This window comes from Pseudocitrobacter sp. 2023LY-00077 (assembly GCF_055796175.1).
This window is the reverse complement of the sequence record NZ_JBSPEI010000011.1, coordinates 131,103-152,528: the sequence shown is the minus strand read 5'-3', so window position 1 is coordinate 152,528 and position 21,426 is coordinate 131,103. Positions and strand designations below refer to the sequence as shown.

Genomic DNA, 21,426 nt, shown 5'->3' with positions numbered 1-21,426 from the left:
CAGCTTTATGGATCACGCAATATACACGGCGATGGGCGCGGCGAGCCAGACAATGGAGCAGCAGGCGGTCACCGCCAGCAACCTGGCCAACAGTTCGACGCCGGGCTTTCGCGCCCAGCTTAACGCCATGCGCGCGGTGCCGGTAGAGGGTTTGTCGGTGCCAACGCGTACGCTGGTAACGGCCTCCACGCCGGGCGCGGATATGACGCCTGGTCAGCTCGACTACACCTCACGTCCGCTGGACGTGGCGCTGCAACAGGATGGCTGGCTGGCGGTGCAAACCGCCGATGGCGGGGAAGGGTATACCCGCAACGGTAACATTCAGGTGGGGCCCACCGGGCAACTGACCATTCAGGGTAATCCGGTGATGGGCGATGGCGGCCCGCTCACCGTGCCGGAAGGTGCGGAAATCACCATCGCGGCGGACGGCACCATTTCGGCGCTTAACCCTGGCGATCCGCCGAATACGGTGGCGCAGGTGGGACGGCTGAAACTGGTAAAAGCGGATAACACGGAAATCGTGCGCGGCGATGATGGCGTCTTTCGCCTGACCGCAGAAGCGCAAGCCACCCGTGGCCCGGCGTTGCAGGCCGATCAGTCTATCCGTTTGCAGTCCGGCGTGCTGGAAGGCAGTAACGTCAAACCCGTGGCGGCGATGGCCGATATGATATCCAGCGCCCGCCGATTCGAAATGCAGATGAAGGTTATCAGCAGCGTGGATGAAAACACGCAGAAAGCTAACCAGTTGCTGTCAATGAGCTAAGGAAAATCATGATCAGTTCATTATGGATCGCCAAAACCGGCCTCGATGCGCAGCAGACCAATATGGACGTTATCGCCAACAACCTGGCGAACGTCAGTACCAATGGTTTTAAGCGTCAGCGCGCGGTGTTTGAAGATCTTCTTTATCAAACGGTCCGTCAGCCGGGGGCGCAGTCTTCAGAGCAAACCACGCTGCCGTCCGGTTTGCAGATTGGTACCGGTGTGCGCCCGGTTGCCACCGAACGTCTGCACAGCCAGGGCAACCTGTCGCAGACCGATAACAGCAAAGACGTGGCGATTAAAGGCCAGGGCTTCTTCCAGGTGCTGCTGCCGGATGGCACGTCCGCGTACACCCGTGATGGTTCATTCCAGGTCGATCAGAATGGTCAACTGGTGACGGCAGGCGGTTTCCAGGTGCAGCCGGCGATCACCATTCCGGCGAATACGCTGAGTATCACCATTGGCCGCGATGGCATTGTTAGCGCGACCCAGCAGGGGCAGACCAACCCGGTGCAGGTGGGGCAGCTTAATCTGACCACCTTTATGAATGACAGCGGGCTGGAGAGCATTGGTGAAAACCTGTATGTCGAAACCCAGGCATCCGGTGCGCCGAATGATTCCACGCCGGGGCTGAACGGCGCGGGGCTGCTCTATCAGGGTTATGTCGAAACGTCCAACGTTAACGTAGCGGAAGAACTGGTCAATATGATTCAGGTACAGCGCGCCTACGAAATTAACAGTAAAGCGGTATCGACCACCGACCAGATGTTGCAGAAATTGACGCAACTGTAGCGGTTGTGCCGATTTGTCGGATGCGCTGCGCTTATCCGACCTACGAACGGATGAACTCTGTAGGCCGGATAAGCGCAGCGCATCCGGCGCAAACCAAAAGATGAAAACCATGCAAAAAACCGCAGCGTTTCGTTATCCGCTCTTAACGGCACTGGCGCTCTCCATGAGCGGGTGCGCTTTCATTCCCAGCAAGCCGCTGGTGGAAGGCGCAACGTCGGCGCAGCCGATCCCCGGCCCGGTACCGGTAGCGAACGGCTCAATATTTCAGACGGCGCAGCCGATTAACTACGGTTATCAGCCGCTGTTTGAAGACCGGCGCCCGCGCAATATTGGCGATACGCTCACCATCGTATTGCAGGAAAACGTCAGCGCCAGCAAGAGTTCCTCGGCCAACGCCAGCCGCGATGGCAAAACCAACTTTGGCTTTGACGTCGTGCCGCGCTATCTGGAAGGGCTGTTCGGCAACGCGCGTGCGGATGTTGACGCCTCCGGCGGTAACACCTTCAACGGCAAAGGCGGCGCGAATGCCAGCAATACCTTTAGCGGTACATTAACCGTCACGGTCGATCAGGTTCTGGCGAACGGTAACCTTCACGTGGTGGGGGAAAAACAGATAGCTATCAATCAGGGCACCGAATTTATCCGCTTCTCGGGCGTGGTTAACCCGCGCACCATCAGCGGTAGTAATACCGTGCCGTCCACCCAGGTGGCGGATGCACGTATCGAATATGTGGGCAACGGCTATATCAACGAAGCGCAGAATATGGGCTGGTTGCAGCGTTTCTTCCTGAATTTATCGCCAATGTAATGAGGTGGAACATGTTTAAAACCCTGATTGGCATGGCGCTGATTCTGGTGAGTACTCTGGCGCAGGCCGATCGCATTCGCGATCTCACCAGCGTGCAGGGCGTCAGGGAAAACTCCCTGATTGGCTATGGTCTGGTGGTAGGGCTGGACGGCACGGGTGACCAGACCACCCAGACGCCGTTCACCACCCAGAGCCTGAACAACATGTTGTCGCAACTGGGGATCACCGTTCCGGCGGGCACCAACATGCAGCTGAAAAACGTGGCCGCGGTGATGGTCACCGCCCAGTTCCCGGCGTTTGCGCGTCAGGGGCAAACTATCGATGTGGTGGTCTCCTCGATGGGTAACGCCAAAAGCCTGCGCGGCGGCACGCTGTTGATGACGCCGCTGAAAGGGGTCGATAGCCAGGTGTATGCGCTGGCGCAGGGTAACATTCTGGTGGGCGGCGCAGGCGCGTCGGCGGGCGGCAGTAGCGTGCAGGTCAACCAGCTTAACGGTGGGCGAATTACCGGCGGGGCCACCATTGAACGCGAGCTGCCGACACAATTTGGCGCGGGGAACACCATTAACCTTCAGCTGAATCAGGATGATTTCACCATGGCGCAGCAGATTGCCGACACCATTAATCGTCGCAGTGGTTTTGGCAACGCCACCGCGCTGGATGCGCGTACCGTGCAGGTTCGTGCGCCGCAGGGCGGCAGTGGTCAGGTGCGTTTGCTGGCGGATATCCAGAATCTGGAAGTGGGCGGCGTACCGCAGGATGCAAAAGTGATTATTAACTCACGTACCGGTTCGGTGGTGATGAACCGCGAAGTGACGCTGGATACCTGTGCCGTGGCACAGGGCAACCTCTCCGTTACCGTTAACCGCCAGGCGCAAGTCAGCCAGCCGGATACACCATTTGGCGGCGGTCAGACGGTGGTGACACCGCAAACGCAGATCGATCTGCGTCAGAGCGGCGGCTCGCTGCAAAGCGTGCGGGAAAGTGCCAACCTCAACAATGTCGTGCGTGCGCTGAACGCACTGGGCGCGACGCCGATGGAGCTGATGTCGATTCTGCAATCGATGCAAAGCGCCGGATGCCTGCGTGCGAAAGTGGAGATTGTCTGATGCTGGGCGACAGCAAATTAACTGCCAGCGCGGCGTGGGATGCGCAATCGCTTAACGAACTCAAGGCGAAAGCCGGGCAGGATCCGCAGGCTAACCTGCGGCCTGTCGCCCGTCAGGTGGAGGGCATGTTCGTGCAGATGATGCTGAAGAGTATGCGCGAGGCGCTGCCGAAGGATGGCCTCTTCAGCAGCGATCAGACCCGGCTCTACACCAGCATGTACGATCAGCAAATTGCCCAGCAGATGACCGCCGGGAAAGGACTGGGGCTGGCGGAAGAGATGGTGAAGCAGATGCAGACGCAGAAGGAACCGTCCGCCACGGTGGGCCAGGTACCGATGAAATTTGATCTGCAAACGGTCACCAGCTTCCAGAACGATGCGCTGACTCAGATGGTACGCAAAGCGCTGCCGAAAACGTCGGGCGGGAGCGATGCGCCGCTCTCCGGTGACAGCAAAGATTTCCTCGCGAAACTGGCGCTTCCGGCGCAGGTGGCGAGCGAGCAGAGCGGTATTCCGCACCACCTGATTCTGGCACAGGCCGCGCTCGAGTCGGGCTGGGGCCAGCGGCAAATTCGCCGTGAAAACGGTGAGCCAAGCTATAACCTTTTCGGCGTGAAAGCCTCTGGAAACTGGAAAGGGCCAGTGACGGAAATCACCACCACCGAATATGAAAACGGTGAAGCGAAAAAGGTAAAAGCGAAATTCCGCGTCTACGGTTCGTATCTGGAAGCGCTGTCGGATTATGTGGGTTTGCTGACGCGTAATCCGCGCTATGCCGCGGTCACCAACGCATCAACGGCCGAGCAGGGGGCGCAGGCGTTGCAGAATGCCGGATACGCCACTGACCCACAGTACGCGCGCAAGTTAACCAATATGATTCAGCAGCTTAAAGCTTTAAGCGATAAAGTCAGCAGCGCGTACCGAAATGATATTGAAAATCTCTTCTGATACACCTCAAGTTTGCCAGGCGGCGACCGATAACGATTAAAGGCCACGCGTCTGAACGTATAAAAGGAAGAACATGTCCAGTTTAATCAATAGCGCCATGAGTGGATTGAGTGCGGCACAGTCGGCACTGAATACCACCAGTAATAATATTGCCAGCTACAACGTCTCGGGCTATACCCGCCAGACCACGGTGCTCGCTTCGGCGAACAGTTCGTTAGGTGCGGGAGGCTGGGTCGGCAATGGCGTCTACGTTTCTGGCGTTCAGCGTGAATACAATGCATTCATCACCAACCAGCTGCGTACGGCGCAAAGCCAGAGCAGCGGGCTGACCACGCGTTATGAGCAGATGTCGAAAATCGACGATATGCTTTCCGGCACCACTAATTCCCTCTCCACCACGCTTCAGGATTTCTTCTCCAGTATGCAAACGCTGGTGAGCAACGCTGAAGATCCCGCCGCGCGTCAGACCGTTCTGGGTAAAGCGGATGGCCTGGTCAATCAGTTTAAAGTCGCCGATCAGTATCTCCGCGACCAGGATAAACAGGTAAATCTTTCTATCGCCACCACGGTTGATCAAATCAACAACTACGCGAACCAGATTGCCAGCCTGAACGATAAAATTTCTCGCCTGACCGGCGTCGGCGCGGGCGCTTCACCTAACGACTTGCTGGATCAGCGCGATCAGTTAGTCGGCGAGTTAAACAAGCTGGTGGGCGTGGAAGTGAACGTGCAGGATAGCGGAACGTTCAACGTCACCATGGCGAATGGCTATACGCTGGTACAGGGCAGTAATGCCCGCCAGCTGGCCGCCGTGCCGAGCAGCAGCGACCCGACGCGCACCACCGTGGCGTATGTTGATAACGTTGCGGGGAATATCGAAATCCCGGAAAAGCTGCTTAACACTGGCTCGCTTGGCGGCTTGTTGACCTTCCGCTCGCAGGATCTTGACCAGACCCGTAATAGCCTTAACCAAATGGCGCTGGCTTTTGCGGATGCGTTTAACGCGCAGCATAAAGAGGGTGTCGATGCGAACGGAAAAGACGGGAAGGACTTTTTCACCATCGGCGACCCGTCTGTTGTGGCGAACAGTAAAAATAGCGGTAAGGCGTCGCTGACGGCGGAAGTGACGGATGCCTCCAGCGTACAGGCCACGGATTATCGCGTGAGCTATAAAAACGGTGAATGGCAGGTGACGCGCCTTTCCGATAACACCACGGTGAAAGCGGAACAGAAGGATGGCGCATTAAACTTTGACGGGCTCTCCGTCACGGTGAGTGGCACACCAGCGGAAAACGACAGCTTTACCGTGAAGCCGGTCAGTGATGCGATCGTCAATATGGGTGTGGCGATAAGCGATGAATCTGAGCTCGCACTGGGTATTGATGACGCTGAAAATGGCGAAAGTGATAACCGTAACGGCCAGGCTTTGCTGGACCTGCAAAACGCTAAGCTGGTGGGAAATTCGAAAACCTTCAACGACGCGTATGCGGCCCTGGTCAGCGATATCGGGAATAAAACTTCAACGCTTGAAACCAGCAGCACCACGCAAAGCAACGTCGTCACCCAGCTCAGCAAACAGCAGCAATCCATTTCCGGCGTGAACCTGGATGAAGAGTACGGCAACCTGCAGCTCTTCCAGCAGTACTATCTGGCGAATGCCCAGGTGCTGCAAACGGCAAGCACCCTGTTTGATGCCCTGATTAATATTCGCTAAGGAGAGGAATAACGCATGCGTGTCAGTACCCTGATGATGTATCAGCAGAATATGCGCGGGATCACCAGCTCCCAGTCAGAATGGCTGAAATACGGTGAACAAATGTCGACCGGCAAGCGGGTGAACCGCGCATCCGACGACCCGGTGGCGGCATCGCAGGCGGTGGTGCTGTCCCAGGCTCAGGCGCAAAACAGCCAGTTTGCTACCGCCAGGACATTCGCCACCCAGCGCGTGTCGATGGAAGAAAATACGCTGGCGCAGGTGACTACCGCGATTCAGTCGGCACAGGAGAAAATCGTTTACGCCGGTAACGGCACGTTAAGCGATGACGACCGGGCCTCGCTGGCAACCGACCTGCAAGGGATCCGCGATCAGCTTCTCAATCTGGCAAATAGCCAGGACGGTAACGGTCGCTATATTTTTGCCGGTTATAAAACCGATACGGCACCGTTTACGGATGACGGTACGTATGTCGGCGGCTCGGAAAATGTCGCGCAGCAGGTCGATGCGTCTCGCTCAATGGTGATTGGTCATACGGGCGACAAGATTTTTGATAGCCTGACCAGTAATGCTAAACCGGGAACGGATAGCAATCTTTTTGAGATGCTGGATACTGCTATTGCACAATTGAAAATTCCGGTTAGTGATGATGAAAGCGCTCAGGAGATAGCATCTGCCGCTATCGATAAAACCAACCGAGGGCTAAGCAACTCGCTCAACAATGTACTGAGTGTACGTGCTGAGCTGGGCACTCAGCTTAATGAACTGGATAAACTTGACGCCCTGGGCGATGACCGCGCGTTAAGCCAGACGCAGCAGATGAGTAACCTGGTGGATGTGGACTGGAATGAGACTATCTCTAACTACGTGATGCAGCAAACCGCGCTACAGGCATCGTATAAAGCGTTTAGTGATATGCAGGGGATGTCGCTGTTTCAGCTGAATAAGTAAGTTGACGGGCCGGATGCGTATATCCGGCCCGATGAATTAAAATCCTGGCTGTAACGCAGCGCGGTGCAGCCGTCGGGTTTCCAGCCAACGAACCACCCACGCGCAGCCACCCGCAACCGTCGCCAGCCCGACAACACCTTCCCAACCCGCCAGCGCATACAATTGGCTACCCAGAACGGACCCCAGCGCCATACCGATAAATACCACCGTAAACAGCAGCGCGTTCAGGCGACCGCGTGCCTGAGGCTCCAGGCTATAAACCAGGTTCTGGTGCGCAACCAGGCTTGATTGCAGGCCCAGGTCGAAGCCAATGGCAGAGAGGGCGATTAACGCCAGTTGGGCCAATGGTGGCAAAACAGGCAGAATAAACATCAGCGCAAAGGAAACCGTGACCAGTGCCGCACCCAACTGGGTGACTTTTTCGGCACCAACTTTATCTGCCAGCCCACCGGCCAGCGGCGCGGCCAGGGCGCCCGCCGCACCGGCAATCCCGAAACCACCCGCAACGGCGCTGCCCATATGATGATGTTCCAGCAGCATGACCGCGAGCGTTGACCAGAATGCGCTGAAGGCAATTGAAAGCAAGCCCTGCGCCAGCGCTGCGCGGCGTAACGTGGGATAACGTTGCCACAGATGCACCAGTGAAACCATTAATGCCGGATAGTTCAGGCTGGAATGCGCGGTAAAACGTGGCAGCACGCGCCACATCAGCACGCCAATCAGCGCGATACTCACTGCTGCAGCCTGATACACCACGCGCCAGCCGAAGAGTTCGCCAATCACGCCGCTCACGGTACGCGACAGCAAAATTCCCAGCAATAACCCCGTCATCACGGTGCCGACCATTTTTCCCTGCTTCCCGGCTGGGGCGAGGATGGCGGCAGCAGGCACGATATCCTGCGCCATCGTTGCCGCCATGCCGATCAGCAGGCTGACGACTAACAGTGGATGAAAATGCTGCGTCACGCTGCACATCAGCAGAAGGGCTGCCAGCATTACGCTTTTCAACAGGATCAGCGTACGACGATCGTAGCGGTCGCCGAGTGGCAGCAGAAATAAAATCCCCAGCGCGTAGCCTGCCTGGGTGAGAGTAGGGATGAGCCCCATCCCTTCAACATTCAGATGCAAGGTGTCGCCCATCAGCGGCAGCAGCGGCTGCGAGTAGTAGATGGCGGCGACGCTAAACCCTGCGCCGAGCGCAAGGATGAAGATAAGCCAGCCCGCATTAACATGTGTTTTCATCAGGTGTTCCTCAGATTCGGTATGGCGCTATTTTTCCCTGAAGCGCGCTGGCGCGGTAGCCAGCGTGGTGGTAAAACAGTTATACGTTTGACGTATAGGTAAGTGGTTAATGAAGAAGCAGGAGCGTATAGATAGGGTTGAGCTGATGCGGACCTTTATTCGCATTGTCGAATCGGGTTCGCTATCGGCTGCCGCCCGTCAGCTGGAGACAACGCAGGCCACCATCAGCCGTCGTTTACAGTCGCTGGAATCGCTGCTGGGGGCGAAATTGATTCTGCGCTCCACGCATGCGATGAAACTGACTGACGATGGCGAGCGCTGTTATCAGCACGCGCGTCAGGTCGTGGACGCCTGGTTAGCGCTGGAAGATGAATTACAGCTCACGGACGATCAGCCCGTCGGCACGCTACGGGTGCGCGCGCCGCATGCGTTCGGCCAGGAGCAGCTGTTGATGCCGCTGATTGGTTTTCTGGCCGATCATCCACAATTGTCGGTGGAATGGATGCTCAATGATAAAAACGTCGACTTTATGAGTGACAATATTGATTGTGCGCTCCGCGTTGGGGCGGAAGTTGACCCGGCCACCGTCTCCGTACTGCTGGCCGAGGTGCCGCGCTGTACGGTGGCCTCTCCTGAACTGTTAGCAAAATACCCGATAATCACCCATCCGCAGATGATGTCCACATTGCCGTGGATTGCGATCAGTACCTTCTACCAGCATGATGTCACGCTGCGTCATCAGGAGGAGAGCGTGACGTTTTCACTAGTGCCGCGCCTGAGTACGGACAGCCTGTATGTCGCCAAAAATGCTGCGCTGGCGGGGCTTGGGATAGCTATCGTATCAAGCTGGACGGTGGAGGAGGATCTGGCGCAGGGTAGGCTGGTTGAACTGTTACCGGACTGGCAGGCGGCAGCGCTACCTGTTCATCTGGTCTATCCGTGGGCGCGTTATTATCCGACCCGCTTACGTAAGTTTCTTGATTTGATGCGCGAAGTCATGCCGAAAATTGCCGGGATGCAGCTACCGGGAAAAGCATAAAAAAAACCGGCCACAGGGGCCGGTTTGCTTTTTAGCGTGTAAGTTACTCAACAGGCTGCGGACGCGTCGGCGCCGCAGAGGCCTGATGGGTTGCGCTATGGCCACCCGCAGCACCTTTACCGTCGAAGCCGAACGCCGGGCGAACCCAGTCGCTATGGCGCGTCGCTTCCGGCACATAAGCCGGAGCCGGTGCTCGAGTCATCGGCGCGCTGGCGTGATGGGCCGCAGCAGGTGCAGTTTCGACAACAGGATTAGCCACCACTTCTGGCTCGGCGACGGCAACCGGTGCTTCTTCGACCACTGGCGCTTCAACCGGCGCAGCGGTTTCAGCAACCACTTCTGCAACCGGCGCTTCCGGCTCAACTGCGGCAGGCTGCACTTCCTCAACCACTTCCTGCGCAACCACAGCGTCTTCTTCGGCGATGATTTGTGGCTGTTCAGTCACCGGCGCTTCAATCACTTCCGGATGGCTGGTTTCAACCACTGGCTCAACGATTTCAGCAACAGGCTGCGGTTGGGCAACAGGTTCAACGGTTTCTACCGGGGCAACGGGTGCTTCGGCAACGATGGTTTCAGCAACCACAGGTTCAGTGGCCGCGACTGGCGCAACAACCTGCTCAATGGTTTCCTGAACCACGACGTCCTGCTCGCGTTGTTCTTCAACAACCTGATCCTGCGGACGGGTTACCGGGTAACGGATCCACACTTTACCTGACGCCAGTTCCGGCGATGCGCACGCTACGGTCAGCGGCATCGGAGACTGGGTCGGATAACGCTCGTCACGATAGCGACGACGACGCTGACCGCTCACGCGCAGATGACGCGGGGAACGGCGTGAACGACGCGGCATACCCGCGGCATCACGTGCTTCGCCGTTGTCATCGTGCTCGGCCTGAACCGGTGCGCTTTCAACGACAGCAGGCAGATCGACTTTCGCCAGCTCGGTACGTGGTGCGACAGTTTCCTGCGGGATATCGTCTTCGAAGGTTTCGCGTGCCGCCGTTTCTTCCGCTGTTTCAATGCGGATTTTCTGCGTCAGCTGACGTTGCTTACGACGCGGCATGGTCTGAACGCGTTCTTCCTGCGCATTGTCGTCGGCAACGATATCTTCACGAACCTGCGGTTTCGCTTCCTGCTGCGTCTGACGTTTTTCGTCGTTGTTACGACGACGGTTACGTTCACGGCGCGGCTGCTGCTCGTCGCGGGATTTTGCTTTATCGCCATCTTCAGCGATGTTCTGCTGACGGTTGTCGCGCGTTTCCGCATTTTGCTGCGGTTTTTCGCGACGATTGCGACGGTTGTCTTCACGACCTTCGCGGCCTTCACGCGGTTCGCGGGCTTCGCGTCCTTCGTTATCGCCACGGTTGTTATCACGACGTTCGTTGCGGTCGCCACGATCGCCTCGGTCGTTGCGGTCATTACGATCGCGACGGTTGTTTTGACGCGGCTTGCGACGCTCCTGCTGGCGAGCAGGTTTCTCTTCTTTCTTCTCCGGCTGCGGCTCGACAACGGGTTCTTCGCTACCGCCAAACAGGTTTTTCAGCGCGCTGAAGAAGCGAGACAGCAGGCCCGGTGCGGCAGGTGCAGCAACGGCGGCCGTTTTGACTGCGGTCGGCGCAGAAACTGCTGGTTTTTCAGTCGTCGGTTCCGGCGGAACTTCCGGCATCACAAAGGTCGCGAGAGCCGGTTGTTCAGGCAGTTTACGTTCAGCAGGCTCATCTTCAGACGGCAGCGCCATCTCTTCTTCGTGCAGTTTCGGCAGAAGATAGCTCAGGGTTGAGGTCTCTTCACCTTTACGCACGCGCAGTACGTGATAGTGCGGCGTTTCCATCTGATCGTTCGGCACGATGATGCAGCGAACATCGCCACCCTGACGGGTTTCAATAGCGCTCACAGCGGCACGTTTTTCGTTCAGCAGGTAAGACGCAATCGGCACAGGGACGATGGCGTGAACTTCTTTGGTGTTCTCTTTCAGCGCTTCTTCTTCAATCAGACGCAGAATAGAGAGCGCCATGGATTCGTTGTCACGCACGGTACCGGTACCGGAGCAGCGCGGGCAGACGTGATGGCTGGATTCACCCAGTGAAGGGCTCAGACGCTGACGCGACATTTCCAGCAGACCAAAGCGAGAGATGTGGCTGATTTGGATACGCGCACGGTCCTGACGCACCGCTTCACGCAGACGGTTTTCTACCGCGCGCTGGTGGCGTACCGGCGTCATATCAATGAAGTCGATAACGATCAGACCGCCCAGGTCGCGCAGGCGCAGCTGGCGGGCAATTTCATCGGCGGCTTCAAGGTTAGTGTTGAACGCGGTTTCTTCGATATCGCCGCCGCGGGTGGCTCGTGCGGAGTTGATGTCGATAGCGGTCAGCGCTTCGGTGCTATCGATAACGATAGAACCACCGGACGGCAGGCGAACTTCACGCTGGAAAGCGGATTCGATCTGCGATTCGATTTGATAGTGGCTGAACAGCGGGATTTCACCGGTGTACAGTTTGATTTTGCTGCTGAAATCCGGACGGCCCAGCGCGGAGATATGCTGGCGAGCCAGCTCCAGCACTTTCGGGTTGTCGATGAGGATTTCACCGATGTCCTGGCGCAGGTAGTCGCGGAAGGCACGCACAATAACGTTGCTTTCCTGGTGAATCAGGAACGGCGCAGGGCGGCTTTCAGCGGCTTTTTTGATGGCTTCCCAGTGTTTCAGGCGGAAGCTTAAATCCCACTGCAATGCTTCGGCAGATTTGCCAACGCCTGCGGTGCGAACGATAAGCCCCATGCCATCCGGCAGCTCAAGGCTTGCCAGCGCTTCTTTCAGTTCAGTGCGATCGTCGCCTTCGATACGGCGAGAGATTCCGCCCGCACGCGGGTTGTTCGGCATCAGCACCAGATAGCTACCCGCCAGGCTGATAAAGGTCGTCAGCGCAGCGCCTTTATTGCCGCGTTCTTCTTTATCAATCTGAACAATCACTTCCTGACCTTCACGCAGCACGTCTTTGATGTTCGGACGGCCATGTGCGCTGTAGTTAGCAGGGAAGTATTCGCGGGCAATTTCTTTGAGGGGGAGGAAACCGTGACGTTCAGCGCCGTAATCGACAAACGCTGCTTCAAGACTCGGTTCAATGCGGGTAATTTTGCCTTTGTAGATGTTCGCTTTTTTCTGTTCATGACCTGGGCTTTCGATATCCAGATCATACAGACGCTGCCCATCAACGAGGGCGACACGCAACTCTTCCTGCTGAGTTGCGTTGATTAACATTCTTTTCATCGTAACTTACTCATTATTCTTACATTGACGACTAAGCTGCGAGCAGAGTGATACCTTTCCGGGGTAAACCGATGGCCTCGTGACTGTTCACGTCGCCAACCTCACGGTTGTCGCTCGCTTAAGAGGCGCAGAGTGTCGGTAGCCTGTATTTCAAACGGAAACACAGCGCAATTATCAGGGGAACAGCCTGGGATAACTCTCCAGAGAAGATTCCATTTATACTCATCGTCATTCACTCAACAGACGCGTGGCTTCGCCTGCTTACCCCAGTTGCTTTGACTTAGGTAAGCTTCCGGGGACGCCCGGCTTGCCGTCATTCTGTTGGGTGAAATCCAGTAAAGTATCTACCGGTAAGGACTGCAACCCGCAGCCCGCTAACTGTCTGAAAGATCAATACGTCTTACGCCATTGCTGCGTGGATGATCGGACAGACAAAACTGGTCATTCCGTTTAATTCCTTGCACTAACAAGATGAACACGGAAAACGTCTTCATTATTCCTTGCTAACCTTGTTATAGCAAGTTGACTTTCACCTTTTATCACCCGGTTAATCACAGTTTTTTCACTTGCTCGTTGAGATTGCTCTAATAACCATCAACGCATTCAGTGAAGAAGACCGTGAGTCAGGGCAATGATAAATATAAGCACAGAAAAATGAGTGGCGCTATTGAGCGGGGATATTTAGAATCGCCCACCATGAAAACTGAGACTCCAACCGTAAAAATGGTTGCCATTAGCGCTGACGAAGCCGGGCAACGAATTGATAACTTTTTGCGCACCCAACTGAAGGGCGTGCCGAAGAGTATGATTTACCGCATCCTGCGCAAGGGCGAAGTGCGGGTGAACAAAAAACGCATCAAACCCGAATACAAACTGGAAGCGGGCGATGAAGTGCGTATCCCGCCAGTGCGCGTCGCGGAACGTGAAGAAGACGCCGTTTCACCGCATCTGCAAAAAGTGGCCGCGCTGAGCGACGTTATTCTTTATGAAGATGAACACATTCTGGTGCTGAATAAGCCATCGGGTACGGCGGTGCACGGTGGTAGCGGTTTGAGCTTCGGCGTGATTGAAGGCCTGCGCGCGCTGCGCCCGGAAGCTCGCTTCCTGGAACTGGTCCATCGTCTTGACCGTGATACATCCGGCGTGCTGCTGGTGGCGAAAAAACGTTCTGCGCTGCGTTCGCTGCATGAACAGCTGCGTGAAAAAGGGATGCAGAAAGATTATCTGGCGCTGGTGCGCGGTCAGTGGCAGTCACATGTCAAAGCGGTGCAGGCGCCATTGCTGAAAAATATTCTGCAAAGCGGCGAGCGTATTGTGCGTGTCAGCCAGGAAGGGAAACCGTCGGAAACGCGTTTTAAAGTGGAAGAGCGCTATGCGTTCGCCACGCTGGTGCGCTGTAGCCCGGTGACGGGGCGTACACACCAGATTCGTGTGCATACCCTTCATGCAGGTCATCCGATTGCTTTTGACGATCGCTACGGCGACCGCGAATTCGATCAGCAGCTCACCGAAGCGGGGACCGGGCTGAAACGTCTGTTCCTGCACGCGGCGGCGTTAAAATTCACTCACCCAGGCACGGGCGAAGTGATGCGCGTAGAAGCGCCAATGGATAACGCGCTGAAGCGCTGTTTGCAGGTGCTGCGGAATATCAAATAAAAGAAGGGCAGCGTCAGGCTGCCCTTCCTGTCTATGATGTACGGCCTACATACTTAACGGATTAGCCCCTTCCCGACGCAGCATCTGGCACAGCGCAATCAGCGGCAGCCCAACCAGCGTGTTGGGGTCGCGCCCTTCGAGGCGTTCAAACAGCGCGATGCCGAGCCCTTCGCTTTTGAAACTGCCAGCACAATTTAGCGGGCTCTCTTTCTGCACGTAATGGTTTATTTCTTGCTCAGTCAGGTGACGAAAATGGACGTCAAAAGGTTCGCATTCAGTTTGTAACTGACCATTAACAGAATTATAAAGCGCCAGACCCGTATAAAAGGTCACAATATTGCCACTGGCTTTCTTTAATTGTTTACGCGCGTTTTCTTCCGTGTGCGGTTTGCCGGTTATTTCGCCATCCAGCACGCAAACCTGGTCAGAACCAATAATCAGGTGATGCGGAAATCGCTCGGCCAGCGCCTGCGCTTTCGCCTGTGCCAGACGTAGCACCAGATGGCGCGGCGTTTCGGCGGGCAGCGGCAGCTCATCGACTTCCGGCGCGGCACAGGTGAAAGGGATGCCGAGTTTCTCTAACAGCAGGCGACGGTATGGCGATGTGGAGGCTAAAATAAGTTCAGGCATAATTTTTTAGGTAAACTCTGGCGAATTAGATTGCGACATTTTAAACTACACGCCGCAATGTGTGCGAATTATTGGCAAAAGGCAACCTGAGGCTGCCTTTTTCTTTGACTCTATGACGTTACAAAGTTAATATGCGCGCCCTATGCAAAAGGTAAAATTACCCCTGACTCTCGACCCGGTTCGTACGGCTCAAAAACGCCTTGATTACCAGGGTATCTATACCCCCGATCAAGCGGAGCGCGTCGCCGCGTCCGTAGTCAGTGTAGACAGTGATGTAGAATGCGAGATGTCCTTCGCTATCGATAACCAACGCCTCGCGGTTCTGACCGGTGATGCGAAGGTGACGGTATCGCTGGAATGTCAGCGTTGCGGGAAACCGTTTACTCACCAGGTTTACACAAAGTATTGTTTCAGCCCGGTCAAAAATGATGATCAGGTTGAAGCACTCCCGGAAGCGTATGAGCCGATTGAGGTTAACGAATTCGGTGAAATCGATCTGCTGGCGGTGGTTGAAGATGAAATCATCCTCGCCTTGCCAGTGGTTCCGGTGCATGATTCTGAACACTGTGAAGTGTCCGAGGCGGACATGGTCTTTGGTGAATTGCCTGAAGAGGCGCAGAAGCCAAACCCATTTGCCGTATTAGCCAGCTTAAAGCGTAAGTAATTGAGGAGTAAGGTCCATGGCCGTACAACAAAACAAACCAACCCGTTCCAAACGTGGCATGCGTCGTTCCCATGACGCGCTGACTGCAGTTACCAGCCTGTCTGTAGACAAGACTTCTGGTGAATCCCACCTGCGTCACCACATCACTGCCGACGGTTTCTACCGCGGTCGCAAGGTTATCGCTAAGTAATCACGCGAAAGCGTGGTGAAGCTTAGTGAGGCGTTCCCTGCTTCGACAGGGAACATCCAAACCGAGCGGCGACGATAACCTTGACACATCTAACCCTGGCGTTAGATGTCATGGGGGGAGATTTTGGCCCTACCGTGACAGTGCCTGCAGCACTGCAGGCACTGAATTCCTATTCGCAACTCACACTTCTTCTGGTCGGTAACCCCGACGATATTACGCCATTACTCGCCAAAGCTGATTTTGAGACACGTTCTCGTCTGCAGATTATCCCTGCCCAGTCAGTTATTGCCAGTGATGCACGGCCTTCGCACGCCATCCGCAACAGTCGCGGAACATCGATGCGTGTGGCGCTGGAGCTTGTGAAAGAAGGGCGAGCCGAAGCTTGTGTTAGCGCCGGGAATACCGGTGCGCTGATGGGGCTGGCAAAATTACTGCTCAAACCGCTACAGGGGATTGAGCGCCCGGCGCTGGTGACGGTATTACCGCATCAGCAGAAGGGGAAAACGGTGGTGCTCGATCTGGGCGCTAACGTTGATTGTGATAGCACAATGTTGGTTCAGTTTGCGGTGATGGGCTCGGTGCTCGCGGAAGAAGTGGTTGGCATTGAAAACCCTCGCGTGGCGCTGCTAAATATCGGTGAAGAAGAGACGAAAGGGCTGGACAGCATTCGCGATGCTTCACAGAAACTAAAAACATTGCCGTCTCTGAACTATATTGGCTACCTGGAAGCGAACGAATTGCTGACCGGGAAAACAGATGTATTGGTTTGTGACGGGTTTACAGGTAACGTCACGCTAAAAACCATGGAAGGGGTTGTCAGAATGTTCCTTTCGCTGCTGAAATCGCAGGGCGAGGGGAAAAAAACGGCGTGGTGGCTGATTTTATTAAAACGTTGGTTACAAAAAAGTCTGACCCGGCGATTCAGTCACCTCAACCCCGACCAGTATAATGGTGCCTGTCTGTTAGGATTACGCGGCACGGTGATTAAGAGTCATGGTGCGGCGAATCAACGCGCATTTTGCGTGGCGATCGAACAGGCAGTGCAGGCGGTGCAGCGACAAGTCCCTCAGCGGATTGCCGCTCGCCTGGAATTGTTATACCCGGCTGGTTTTAAGCCGCAGGACGGCGACGCAAAGTAAGCGGGCGACGTGCTGATGTGCCAGGCTGATGGGTATATTACCGGATAAGATTGAGCGTACATGTATACGAAGATTATTGGTACCGGCAGTTATCTGCCCAAGCAAGTGCGTACGAACGCCGACCTGGAAAAAATGGTGGATACGACTGACGAGTGGATTGTCACGCGCACAGGTATCCGTGAACGCCGTATTGCAGGCCCGGATGAATCCGTTGCAACAATGGGCTTTGAAGCTGCTCAGCGCGCGCTGGAAATGGCGGGCGTGGATAAAAATGATATCGGCTTGATCGTTGTTGCTACCACCTCTGCAACGCACGCTTTCCCCAGCGCTGCCTGCCAAATTCAGAGCATGTTAGGCATCAAAGGCTGCCCGGCGTTTGACGTCGCTGCGGCCTGTGCGGGTTTCACCTATGCCCTGAGCGTAGCGGACCAGTATGTTAAATCCGGTGCGGTTAAAAATGCGCTGGTGATCGGCTCTGATGTGCTGGCGCGTACCTGCGATCCGACCGATCGCGGCACGATCATTATTTTCGGTGACGGCGCGGGCGCCGTGGTTCTTGGTCAGTCCGAAGAACAGGGAATCATCTCCACCCACCTGCACGCAGACGGAAGCTATGGCGACCTGCTGACGCTGCCTAACGCCGATCGCGTTAATCCAGAAAATTCCATTTATCTGACCATGGCCGGGAACGAAGTGTTCAAGGTTGCGGTCACTGAACTGGCACACATCGTCGAAGAGACGCTGGCGGCCAACAATCTTGACCGTGCTGAACTCGACTGGTTAGTGCCGCATCAGGCCAACCTGCGTATCATCAGCGCGACGGCGAGAAAACTCGGCATGCCAATGGACAACGTCGTGGTGACGCTGGATCGTCACGGCAATACCTCTGCGGCCTCTGTGCCGTGCGCATTTGATGAAGCCGTGCGCGATGGTCGTATTAAGCGCGGGCAGCTGGTGCTGCTGGAAGCCTTTGGTGGCGGGTTCACCTGGGGCTCTGCACTGGTTCGTTTTTAAGTATAAGGATAAAAAAATGACGCAATTTGCTTTTGTGTTCCCTGGGCAGGGTTCTCAAACGGTTGGCATGTTGTCCGAATTAGCGGCAACCTACCCAATTATTGAAGAGACTTTCCGTGAAGCGTCTGACGCACTGGGTTATGATCTGTGGGCATTGACCCAGCAGGGCCCGGCGGAAGAACTGAACAAAACCTGGCAGACACAGCCTGCGCTGCTGACCGCATCCGTTGCGCTGTACCGTTTGTGGCAGCAGCAGGGCGGTAAAGCGCCGGTTCTGATGGCAGGTCATAGCCTGGGTGAATATTCTGCGCTGGTTTGCGCTGGCGTCATTGATTTCGCTGATGCTGTTCGTCTGGTAGAACTGCGCGGCAAGTTTATGCAGGAAGCAGTTCCGGCAGGTACCGGCGGCATGTCCGCTATCATTGGCCTGGACGACGCGTCTATTGCCAAAGCCTGTGAAGAGTCTGCCGAAGGGCAAGTGGTTTCTCCGGTGAACTTTAACTCACCGGGCCAGGTGGTTATCGCTGGTCATAAAGAAGCCGTTGAACGCGCAGGCGCTGCCTGTAAAGCCGCAGGCGCAAAACGTGCGCTGCCGCTGCCTGTTAGCGTGCCGTCTCACTGCGCGCTGATGAAGCCTGCAGCTGAAAAACTGGCCGTTGAGCTGGCAAACATTACCTTCAACGCACCGCAGATCCCGGTAATCAATAACGTGGATGTGCAGTGTGAAACCGCGCCAGACGCGATTCGTGATGCCCTGATCCGCCAGCTGTATAGCCCGGTTCAGTGGACGAAGAGCGTGGAGCTGATGGCGGCGAAAGGTGTTGAGCACCTGTATGAAGTTGGCCCGGGCAAAGTGCTTACCGGTCTGACTAAACGTATTGTAGATACCCTGACGGCATCGGCGATTAACGAGCCGGAAGCCCTGTCAGCGGCACTTGCGCAATAAAAGAGGAACGCATGAGCTTTGAAGGAAAAATTGCCCTGGTAACAGGTGCAAGCCGCGGTATTGGCCGCGCAATCGCTGAAACTCTCGTCGCTCGCGGCGCGAAAGTTATCGGCACTGCGACCAGCGAAAGCGGCGCGCAGGCGATTAGCGACTACCTGGGTGCGAACGGTAAAGGTCTGATGTTGAATGTGACCGACCCGGCATCTATCGAATCTGTTCTGGAAAATATTCGCGCAGAATTTGGCGAAGTGGACATTCTGGTCAATAATGCCGGGATTACACGTGATAATCTGTTAATGCGCATGAAAGACGATGAGTGGAACGATATCATCGAAACCAATCTTTCATCAGTTTTCCGTCTGTCAAAAGCAGTAATGCGCGCTATGATGAAAAAGCGTCACGGTCGTATTATTACTATCGGTTCTGTGGTTGGTACCATGGGAAATGCTGGTCAGGCTAACTACGCTGCGGCGAAAGCAGGTCTGATCGGTTTCAGTAAGTCGCTGGCGCGTGAAATTGCGTCTCGCGGCATTACGGTGAACGTTGTTGCTCCGGGCTTTATTGAAACGGACATGACGCGTGCGCTGTCTGATGACCAGCGTGCGGGTATCCTGGCGCAGGTTCCTGCGGGTCGCCTCGGCGGCGCACAGGAAATCGCCAACGCGGTTGCATTCCTGGCATCCGACGAAGCAGCTTACATCACGGGTGAAACTTTGCATGTGAACGGCGGGATGTACATGGTCTGACCGCGATTTGCACAAAATGCTCAGGATGCGCGCAGTCTACGTAGTTCTGGGCATAATTAGTGCAAAATGATTTGCGTTATAGGGGGGTATGGCCTCAAAATAACGTAAAATCGTGGTAAGACCTGCCGGGATTTAGTTGCAAATTTTTCAACATTTTATACACTACGAAAACCATCGCGAAAGCGAGTTTTGATAGGAAATTTAAGAGTATGAGCACTATCGAAGAACGCGTTAAGAAAATTATCGGCGAACAGCTGGGCGTTAAGCAGGAAGAAGTTGTGAACTCCGCTTCCTTCGTTGAAGACCTGGGCGCAGATTCTCTTGACACCGTTGAGCTGGTAATGGCTCTGGAAGAAGAGTTTGATACTGAGATTCCGGACGAAGAAGCTGAGAAAATCACCACCGTTCAGGCTGCCATTGATTACATCAACGGCCACCAGGCGTAAGTGAACATCTCCAGGCGGTCATTCGACCGCCTGAGTTTTATCTTTTTATCCCAACGAATCTTATTTTTTCCCTCCCTGGAGGACAACCGTGTCTAAGCGTCGTGTAGTTGTGACCGGACTGGGCATGTTGTCTCCTGTCGGCAATACCGTAGAGTCTACCTGGAAAGCTCTCCTTGCCGGTCAGAGTGGCATCAGCCTGATCGACCATTTCGATACTAGCGCCTATGCAACGAAATTTGCTGGCTTAGTAAAGGATTTTAACTGTGATGACATTATCTCGCGCAAAGAACAGCGCAAGATGGATGCCTTCATTCAATATGGAATTGTCGCTGGCGTACAGGCCATGCAGGATTCTGACCTTGAAGTGACGGAAGAGAACGCAACCCGCATCGGTGCCGCTATTGGTTCCGGTATCGGTGGTCTCGGCTTGATCGAAGAAAACCACAGTTCGCTTGTCAAAGGCGGACCGCGTAAGATCAGCCCGTTCTTTGTTCCATCCACAATTGTTAATATGGTGGCCGGTCATCTGACCATCATGTTTGGTTTGCGTGGGCCAAGTATCTCTATCGCAACGGCTTGTACTTCAGGCGTACATAACATCGGCCATGCTGCACGTATCATCGCTTATGGCGATGCAGACGCGATGGTGGCTGGCGGCGCAGAAAAAGCCAGTACCCCGCTCGGTGTGGGTGGCTTTGGCGCAGCGCGTGCACTCTCTACTCATAACGAGAATCCGCAGGCGGCGAGCCGTCCGTGGGATAAAGAGCGTGATGGCTTCGTGCTGGGCGACGGTGCAGGTATGGTGGTACTCGAAGAGTACGAGCATGCGAAAAAACGCGGCGCGAAAATCTACGCTGAAGTTGTCGGCTTTGGTATGAGCAGCGATGCTTACCATATGACGTCACCGCCGGAAGATGGCGCAGGTGCTGCGCTGGCGATGGTCAATGCACTGCGTGATGCGGCGCTTGAACCGAGCCAGATTGGCTACGTCAACGCACACGGTACCTCGACGCCGGCGGGCGATAAAGCAGAAGCGCAGGCAGTGAAATCTGTCTTCGGTGATGCTGCCAGCCGCGTAATGGTGAGCTCGACGAAATCCATGACCGGTCACCTGTTAGGTGCGGCGGGAGCGGTAGAATCAATCTACTCCATTCTCGCGCTGCGCGATCAGGCTGTACCGCCAACCATCAACCTGGATAACCCGGATGAAGGTTGCGATCTGGACTTCGTTCCTCACGAAGCCCGTCAGGTAAGCGGAATGGAATACACCCTGTGTAACTCCTTCGGCTTCGGCGGCACCAACGGCTCGTTGATCTTCAAAAAGATCTAACGCTGACGGCGGGCACGCTCGCTGACAGAAAGA

General features: G+C 55.5%; 20 protein-coding genes. 17 read left to right on the top strand and 3 right to left on the bottom strand.

The annotated features are described in order from the left end of the window. The first annotated feature begins 7 nt into the window (after positions 1–7). The 7 genes from ACWWFX_RS15645 (at position 8) to flgL (ending at position 7,083) form a co-directional block, all read left to right on the top strand. Complete coding sequence (locus tag ACWWFX_RS15645; protein WP_473224206.1) at positions 8–763, top strand: flagellar basal body rod protein FlgF; 756 nt, start codon at positions 8–10, stop codon at positions 761–763. A gap of 8 nt (positions 764–771) precedes the next feature. Then, positions 772–1,554 (top strand): flagellar basal-body rod protein FlgG, encoded by a 783-nt coding sequence (gene flgG, locus ACWWFX_RS15640; RefSeq protein ID WP_015964871.1) that lies wholly within the window; start codon positions 772–774, stop codon positions 1,552–1,554. 109 nt (positions 1,555–1,663) lie between these two features. Then, positions 1,664–2,362 (top strand): flagellar basal body L-ring protein FlgH, encoded by a 699-nt coding sequence (gene flgH / locus ACWWFX_RS15635; RefSeq protein WP_473224205.1) that lies wholly within the window; start codon positions 1,664–1,666, stop codon positions 2,360–2,362. A gap of 11 nt (positions 2,363–2,373) precedes the next feature. Then, positions 2,374–3,471 (top strand): flagellar basal body P-ring protein FlgI, encoded by a 1,098-nt coding sequence (locus tag ACWWFX_RS15630; RefSeq protein WP_276220212.1) that lies wholly within the window; start codon positions 2,374–2,376, stop codon positions 3,469–3,471. After that, complete coding sequence (gene flgJ / locus ACWWFX_RS15625; RefSeq protein WP_473224204.1) at positions 3,471–4,418, top strand: flagellar assembly peptidoglycan hydrolase FlgJ; 948 nt, start codon at positions 3,471–3,473, stop codon at positions 4,416–4,418. Before ACWWFX_RS15630 ends, flgJ begins: the two co-directional genes overlap by 1 nt. 73 nt (positions 4,419–4,491) lie before the next feature. Next, a complete protein-coding gene (flgK, locus tag ACWWFX_RS15620) occupies positions 4,492–6,132 on the top strand; it encodes a flagellar hook-associated protein FlgK (protein WP_473224203.1) in 1,641 nt (546 codons plus the stop codon). A 15-nt stretch (positions 6,133–6,147) separates the two neighbouring features. Then, the gene (flgL, locus tag ACWWFX_RS15615) at positions 6,148–7,083 is read left to right on the top strand and encodes a flagellar hook-associated protein FlgL (protein WP_276220209.1); all 936 of its coding nucleotides are present in this window, start codon (positions 6,148–6,150) and stop codon (positions 7,081–7,083) included. A 36-nt stretch (positions 7,084–7,119) separates the two neighbouring features. Here flgL and ACWWFX_RS15610 read toward each other — a convergent pair whose 3' ends face one another. Continuing rightward, positions 7,120–8,325 (bottom strand): MFS transporter, encoded by a 1,206-nt coding sequence (locus ACWWFX_RS15610; RefSeq protein WP_473224202.1) that lies wholly within the window; start codon positions 8,323–8,325, stop codon positions 7,120–7,122. 109 nt (positions 8,326–8,434) lie between these two features. On the opposite strand from ACWWFX_RS15610, the gene ACWWFX_RS15605 reads away from it, so the two are divergent. After that, on the top strand, positions 8,435–9,364 hold the full coding sequence (locus ACWWFX_RS15605; protein WP_473224201.1) for a LysR family transcriptional regulator: 930 nt from the start codon (positions 8,435–8,437) through the stop codon (positions 9,362–9,364). Between the two features lie 43 nt (positions 9,365–9,407). Here the strand turns inward: ACWWFX_RS15605 and rne are convergent, their stop codons facing one another. After that, a complete protein-coding gene (rne, locus tag ACWWFX_RS15600) occupies positions 9,408–12,632 on the bottom strand; it encodes a ribonuclease E (protein WP_473224200.1) in 3,225 nt (1,074 codons plus the stop codon). 696 nt (positions 12,633–13,328) lie between these two features. Between rne and rluC the strand changes: the two genes are divergently transcribed. Next, entirely contained in the window at positions 13,329–14,288 is a 960-nt protein-coding gene (rluC, locus tag ACWWFX_RS15595) for a 23S rRNA pseudouridine(955/2504/2580) synthase RluC (protein ID WP_231827666.1), read from the top strand. A 45-nt stretch (positions 14,289–14,333) separates the two neighbouring features. On the opposite strand, the gene ACWWFX_RS15590 is transcribed toward rluC, so the two are convergent. After that, a complete protein-coding gene (locus ACWWFX_RS15590) occupies positions 14,334–14,918 on the bottom strand; it encodes a Maf family protein (RefSeq protein WP_473224199.1) in 585 nt (194 codons plus the stop codon). A gap of 142 nt (positions 14,919–15,060) precedes the next feature. Between ACWWFX_RS15590 and yceD the strand changes: the two genes are divergently transcribed. The 8 genes from yceD to fabF all read left to right on the top strand — a co-directional run bounded on the left by yceD (position 15,061) and on the right by fabF (position 21,393). Continuing rightward, positions 15,061–15,582, top strand: coding sequence for a 23S rRNA accumulation protein YceD (gene yceD, locus ACWWFX_RS15585; protein ID WP_276220204.1), 522 nt, complete (start codon positions 15,061–15,063; stop codon positions 15,580–15,582). A gap of 16 nt (positions 15,583–15,598) precedes the next feature. Continuing rightward, the gene (gene rpmF, locus ACWWFX_RS15580; RefSeq protein WP_002440227.1) at positions 15,599–15,772 is read left to right on the top strand and encodes a 50S ribosomal protein L32; all 174 of its coding nucleotides are present in this window, start codon (positions 15,599–15,601) and stop codon (positions 15,770–15,772) included. Positions 15,773–15,852: 80 nt separating this feature from the next. Further along, positions 15,853–16,911, top strand: coding sequence for a phosphate acyltransferase PlsX (gene plsX, locus ACWWFX_RS15575; protein ID WP_149464701.1), 1,059 nt, complete (start codon positions 15,853–15,855; stop codon positions 16,909–16,911). Between the two features lie 60 nt (positions 16,912–16,971). After that, entirely contained in the window at positions 16,972–17,925 is a 954-nt protein-coding gene (locus tag ACWWFX_RS15570) for a beta-ketoacyl-ACP synthase III (protein ID WP_015964858.1), read from the top strand. A gap of 16 nt (positions 17,926–17,941) precedes the next feature. Continuing rightward, complete coding sequence (gene fabD / locus ACWWFX_RS15565; RefSeq protein ID WP_473224198.1) at positions 17,942–18,871, top strand: ACP S-malonyltransferase; 930 nt, start codon at positions 17,942–17,944, stop codon at positions 18,869–18,871. 11 nt (positions 18,872–18,882) lie between these two features. Further along, a complete protein-coding gene (gene fabG, locus ACWWFX_RS15560; protein ID WP_015964856.1) occupies positions 18,883–19,617 on the top strand; it encodes a 3-oxoacyl-ACP reductase FabG in 735 nt (244 codons plus the stop codon). Between the two features lie 209 nt (positions 19,618–19,826). Continuing rightward, on the top strand, positions 19,827–20,063 hold the full coding sequence (acpP, locus tag ACWWFX_RS15555; protein ID WP_003857954.1) for an acyl carrier protein: 237 nt from the start codon (positions 19,827–19,829) through the stop codon (positions 20,061–20,063). 88 nt (positions 20,064–20,151) lie between these two features. After that, positions 20,152–21,393 carry a beta-ketoacyl-ACP synthase II gene (fabF, locus tag ACWWFX_RS15550; protein ID WP_473224197.1) on the top strand — a complete coding sequence of 414 codons (1,242 nt, stop codon included), beginning with the start codon at positions 20,152–20,154 and terminating at the stop codon, positions 21,391–21,393. Positions 21,394–21,426 lie beyond the last annotated feature (33 nt).

Coding starts and splice junctions, on each gene's coding strand:
- ACWWFX_RS15645 (WP_473224206.1), top strand. CDS start 8: ATGGATCACGCAATATACACGGCGATGGGCGCGGCGAGCCAGACAATG.
- flgG (WP_015964871.1), top strand. CDS start 772: ATGATCAGTTCATTATGGATCGCCAAAACCGGCCTCGATGCGCAGCAG.
- flgH (WP_473224205.1), top strand. CDS start 1,664: ATGCAAAAAACCGCAGCGTTTCGTTATCCGCTCTTAACGGCACTGGCG.
- ACWWFX_RS15630 (WP_276220212.1), top strand. CDS start 2,374: ATGTTTAAAACCCTGATTGGCATGGCGCTGATTCTGGTGAGTACTCTG.
- flgJ (WP_473224204.1), top strand. CDS start 3,471: ATGCTGGGCGACAGCAAATTAACTGCCAGCGCGGCGTGGGATGCGCAA.
- flgK (WP_473224203.1), top strand. CDS start 4,492: ATGTCCAGTTTAATCAATAGCGCCATGAGTGGATTGAGTGCGGCACAG.
- flgL (WP_276220209.1), top strand. CDS start 6,148: ATGCGTGTCAGTACCCTGATGATGTATCAGCAGAATATGCGCGGGATC.
- ACWWFX_RS15610 (WP_473224202.1), bottom strand. CDS start 8,325: ATGAAAACACATGTTAATGCGGGCTGGCTTATCTTCATCCTTGCGCTC.
- ACWWFX_RS15605 (WP_473224201.1), top strand. CDS start 8,435: ATGAAGAAGCAGGAGCGTATAGATAGGGTTGAGCTGATGCGGACCTTT.
- rne (WP_473224200.1), bottom strand. CDS start 12,632: ATGAAAAGAATGTTAATCAACGCAACTCAGCAGGAAGAGTTGCGTGTC.
- rluC (WP_231827666.1), top strand. CDS start 13,329: ATGAAAACTGAGACTCCAACCGTAAAAATGGTTGCCATTAGCGCTGAC.
- ACWWFX_RS15590 (WP_473224199.1), bottom strand. CDS start 14,918: ATGCCTGAACTTATTTTAGCCTCCACATCGCCATACCGTCGCCTGCTG.
- yceD (WP_276220204.1), top strand. CDS start 15,061: ATGCAAAAGGTAAAATTACCCCTGACTCTCGACCCGGTTCGTACGGCT.
- rpmF (WP_002440227.1), top strand. CDS start 15,599: ATGGCCGTACAACAAAACAAACCAACCCGTTCCAAACGTGGCATGCGT.
- ACWWFX_RS15570 (WP_015964858.1), top strand. CDS start 16,972: ATGTATACGAAGATTATTGGTACCGGCAGTTATCTGCCCAAGCAAGTG.
- fabD (WP_473224198.1), top strand. CDS start 17,942: ATGACGCAATTTGCTTTTGTGTTCCCTGGGCAGGGTTCTCAAACGGTT.
- fabG (WP_015964856.1), top strand. CDS start 18,883: ATGAGCTTTGAAGGAAAAATTGCCCTGGTAACAGGTGCAAGCCGCGGT.
- acpP (WP_003857954.1), top strand. CDS start 19,827: ATGAGCACTATCGAAGAACGCGTTAAGAAAATTATCGGCGAACAGCTG.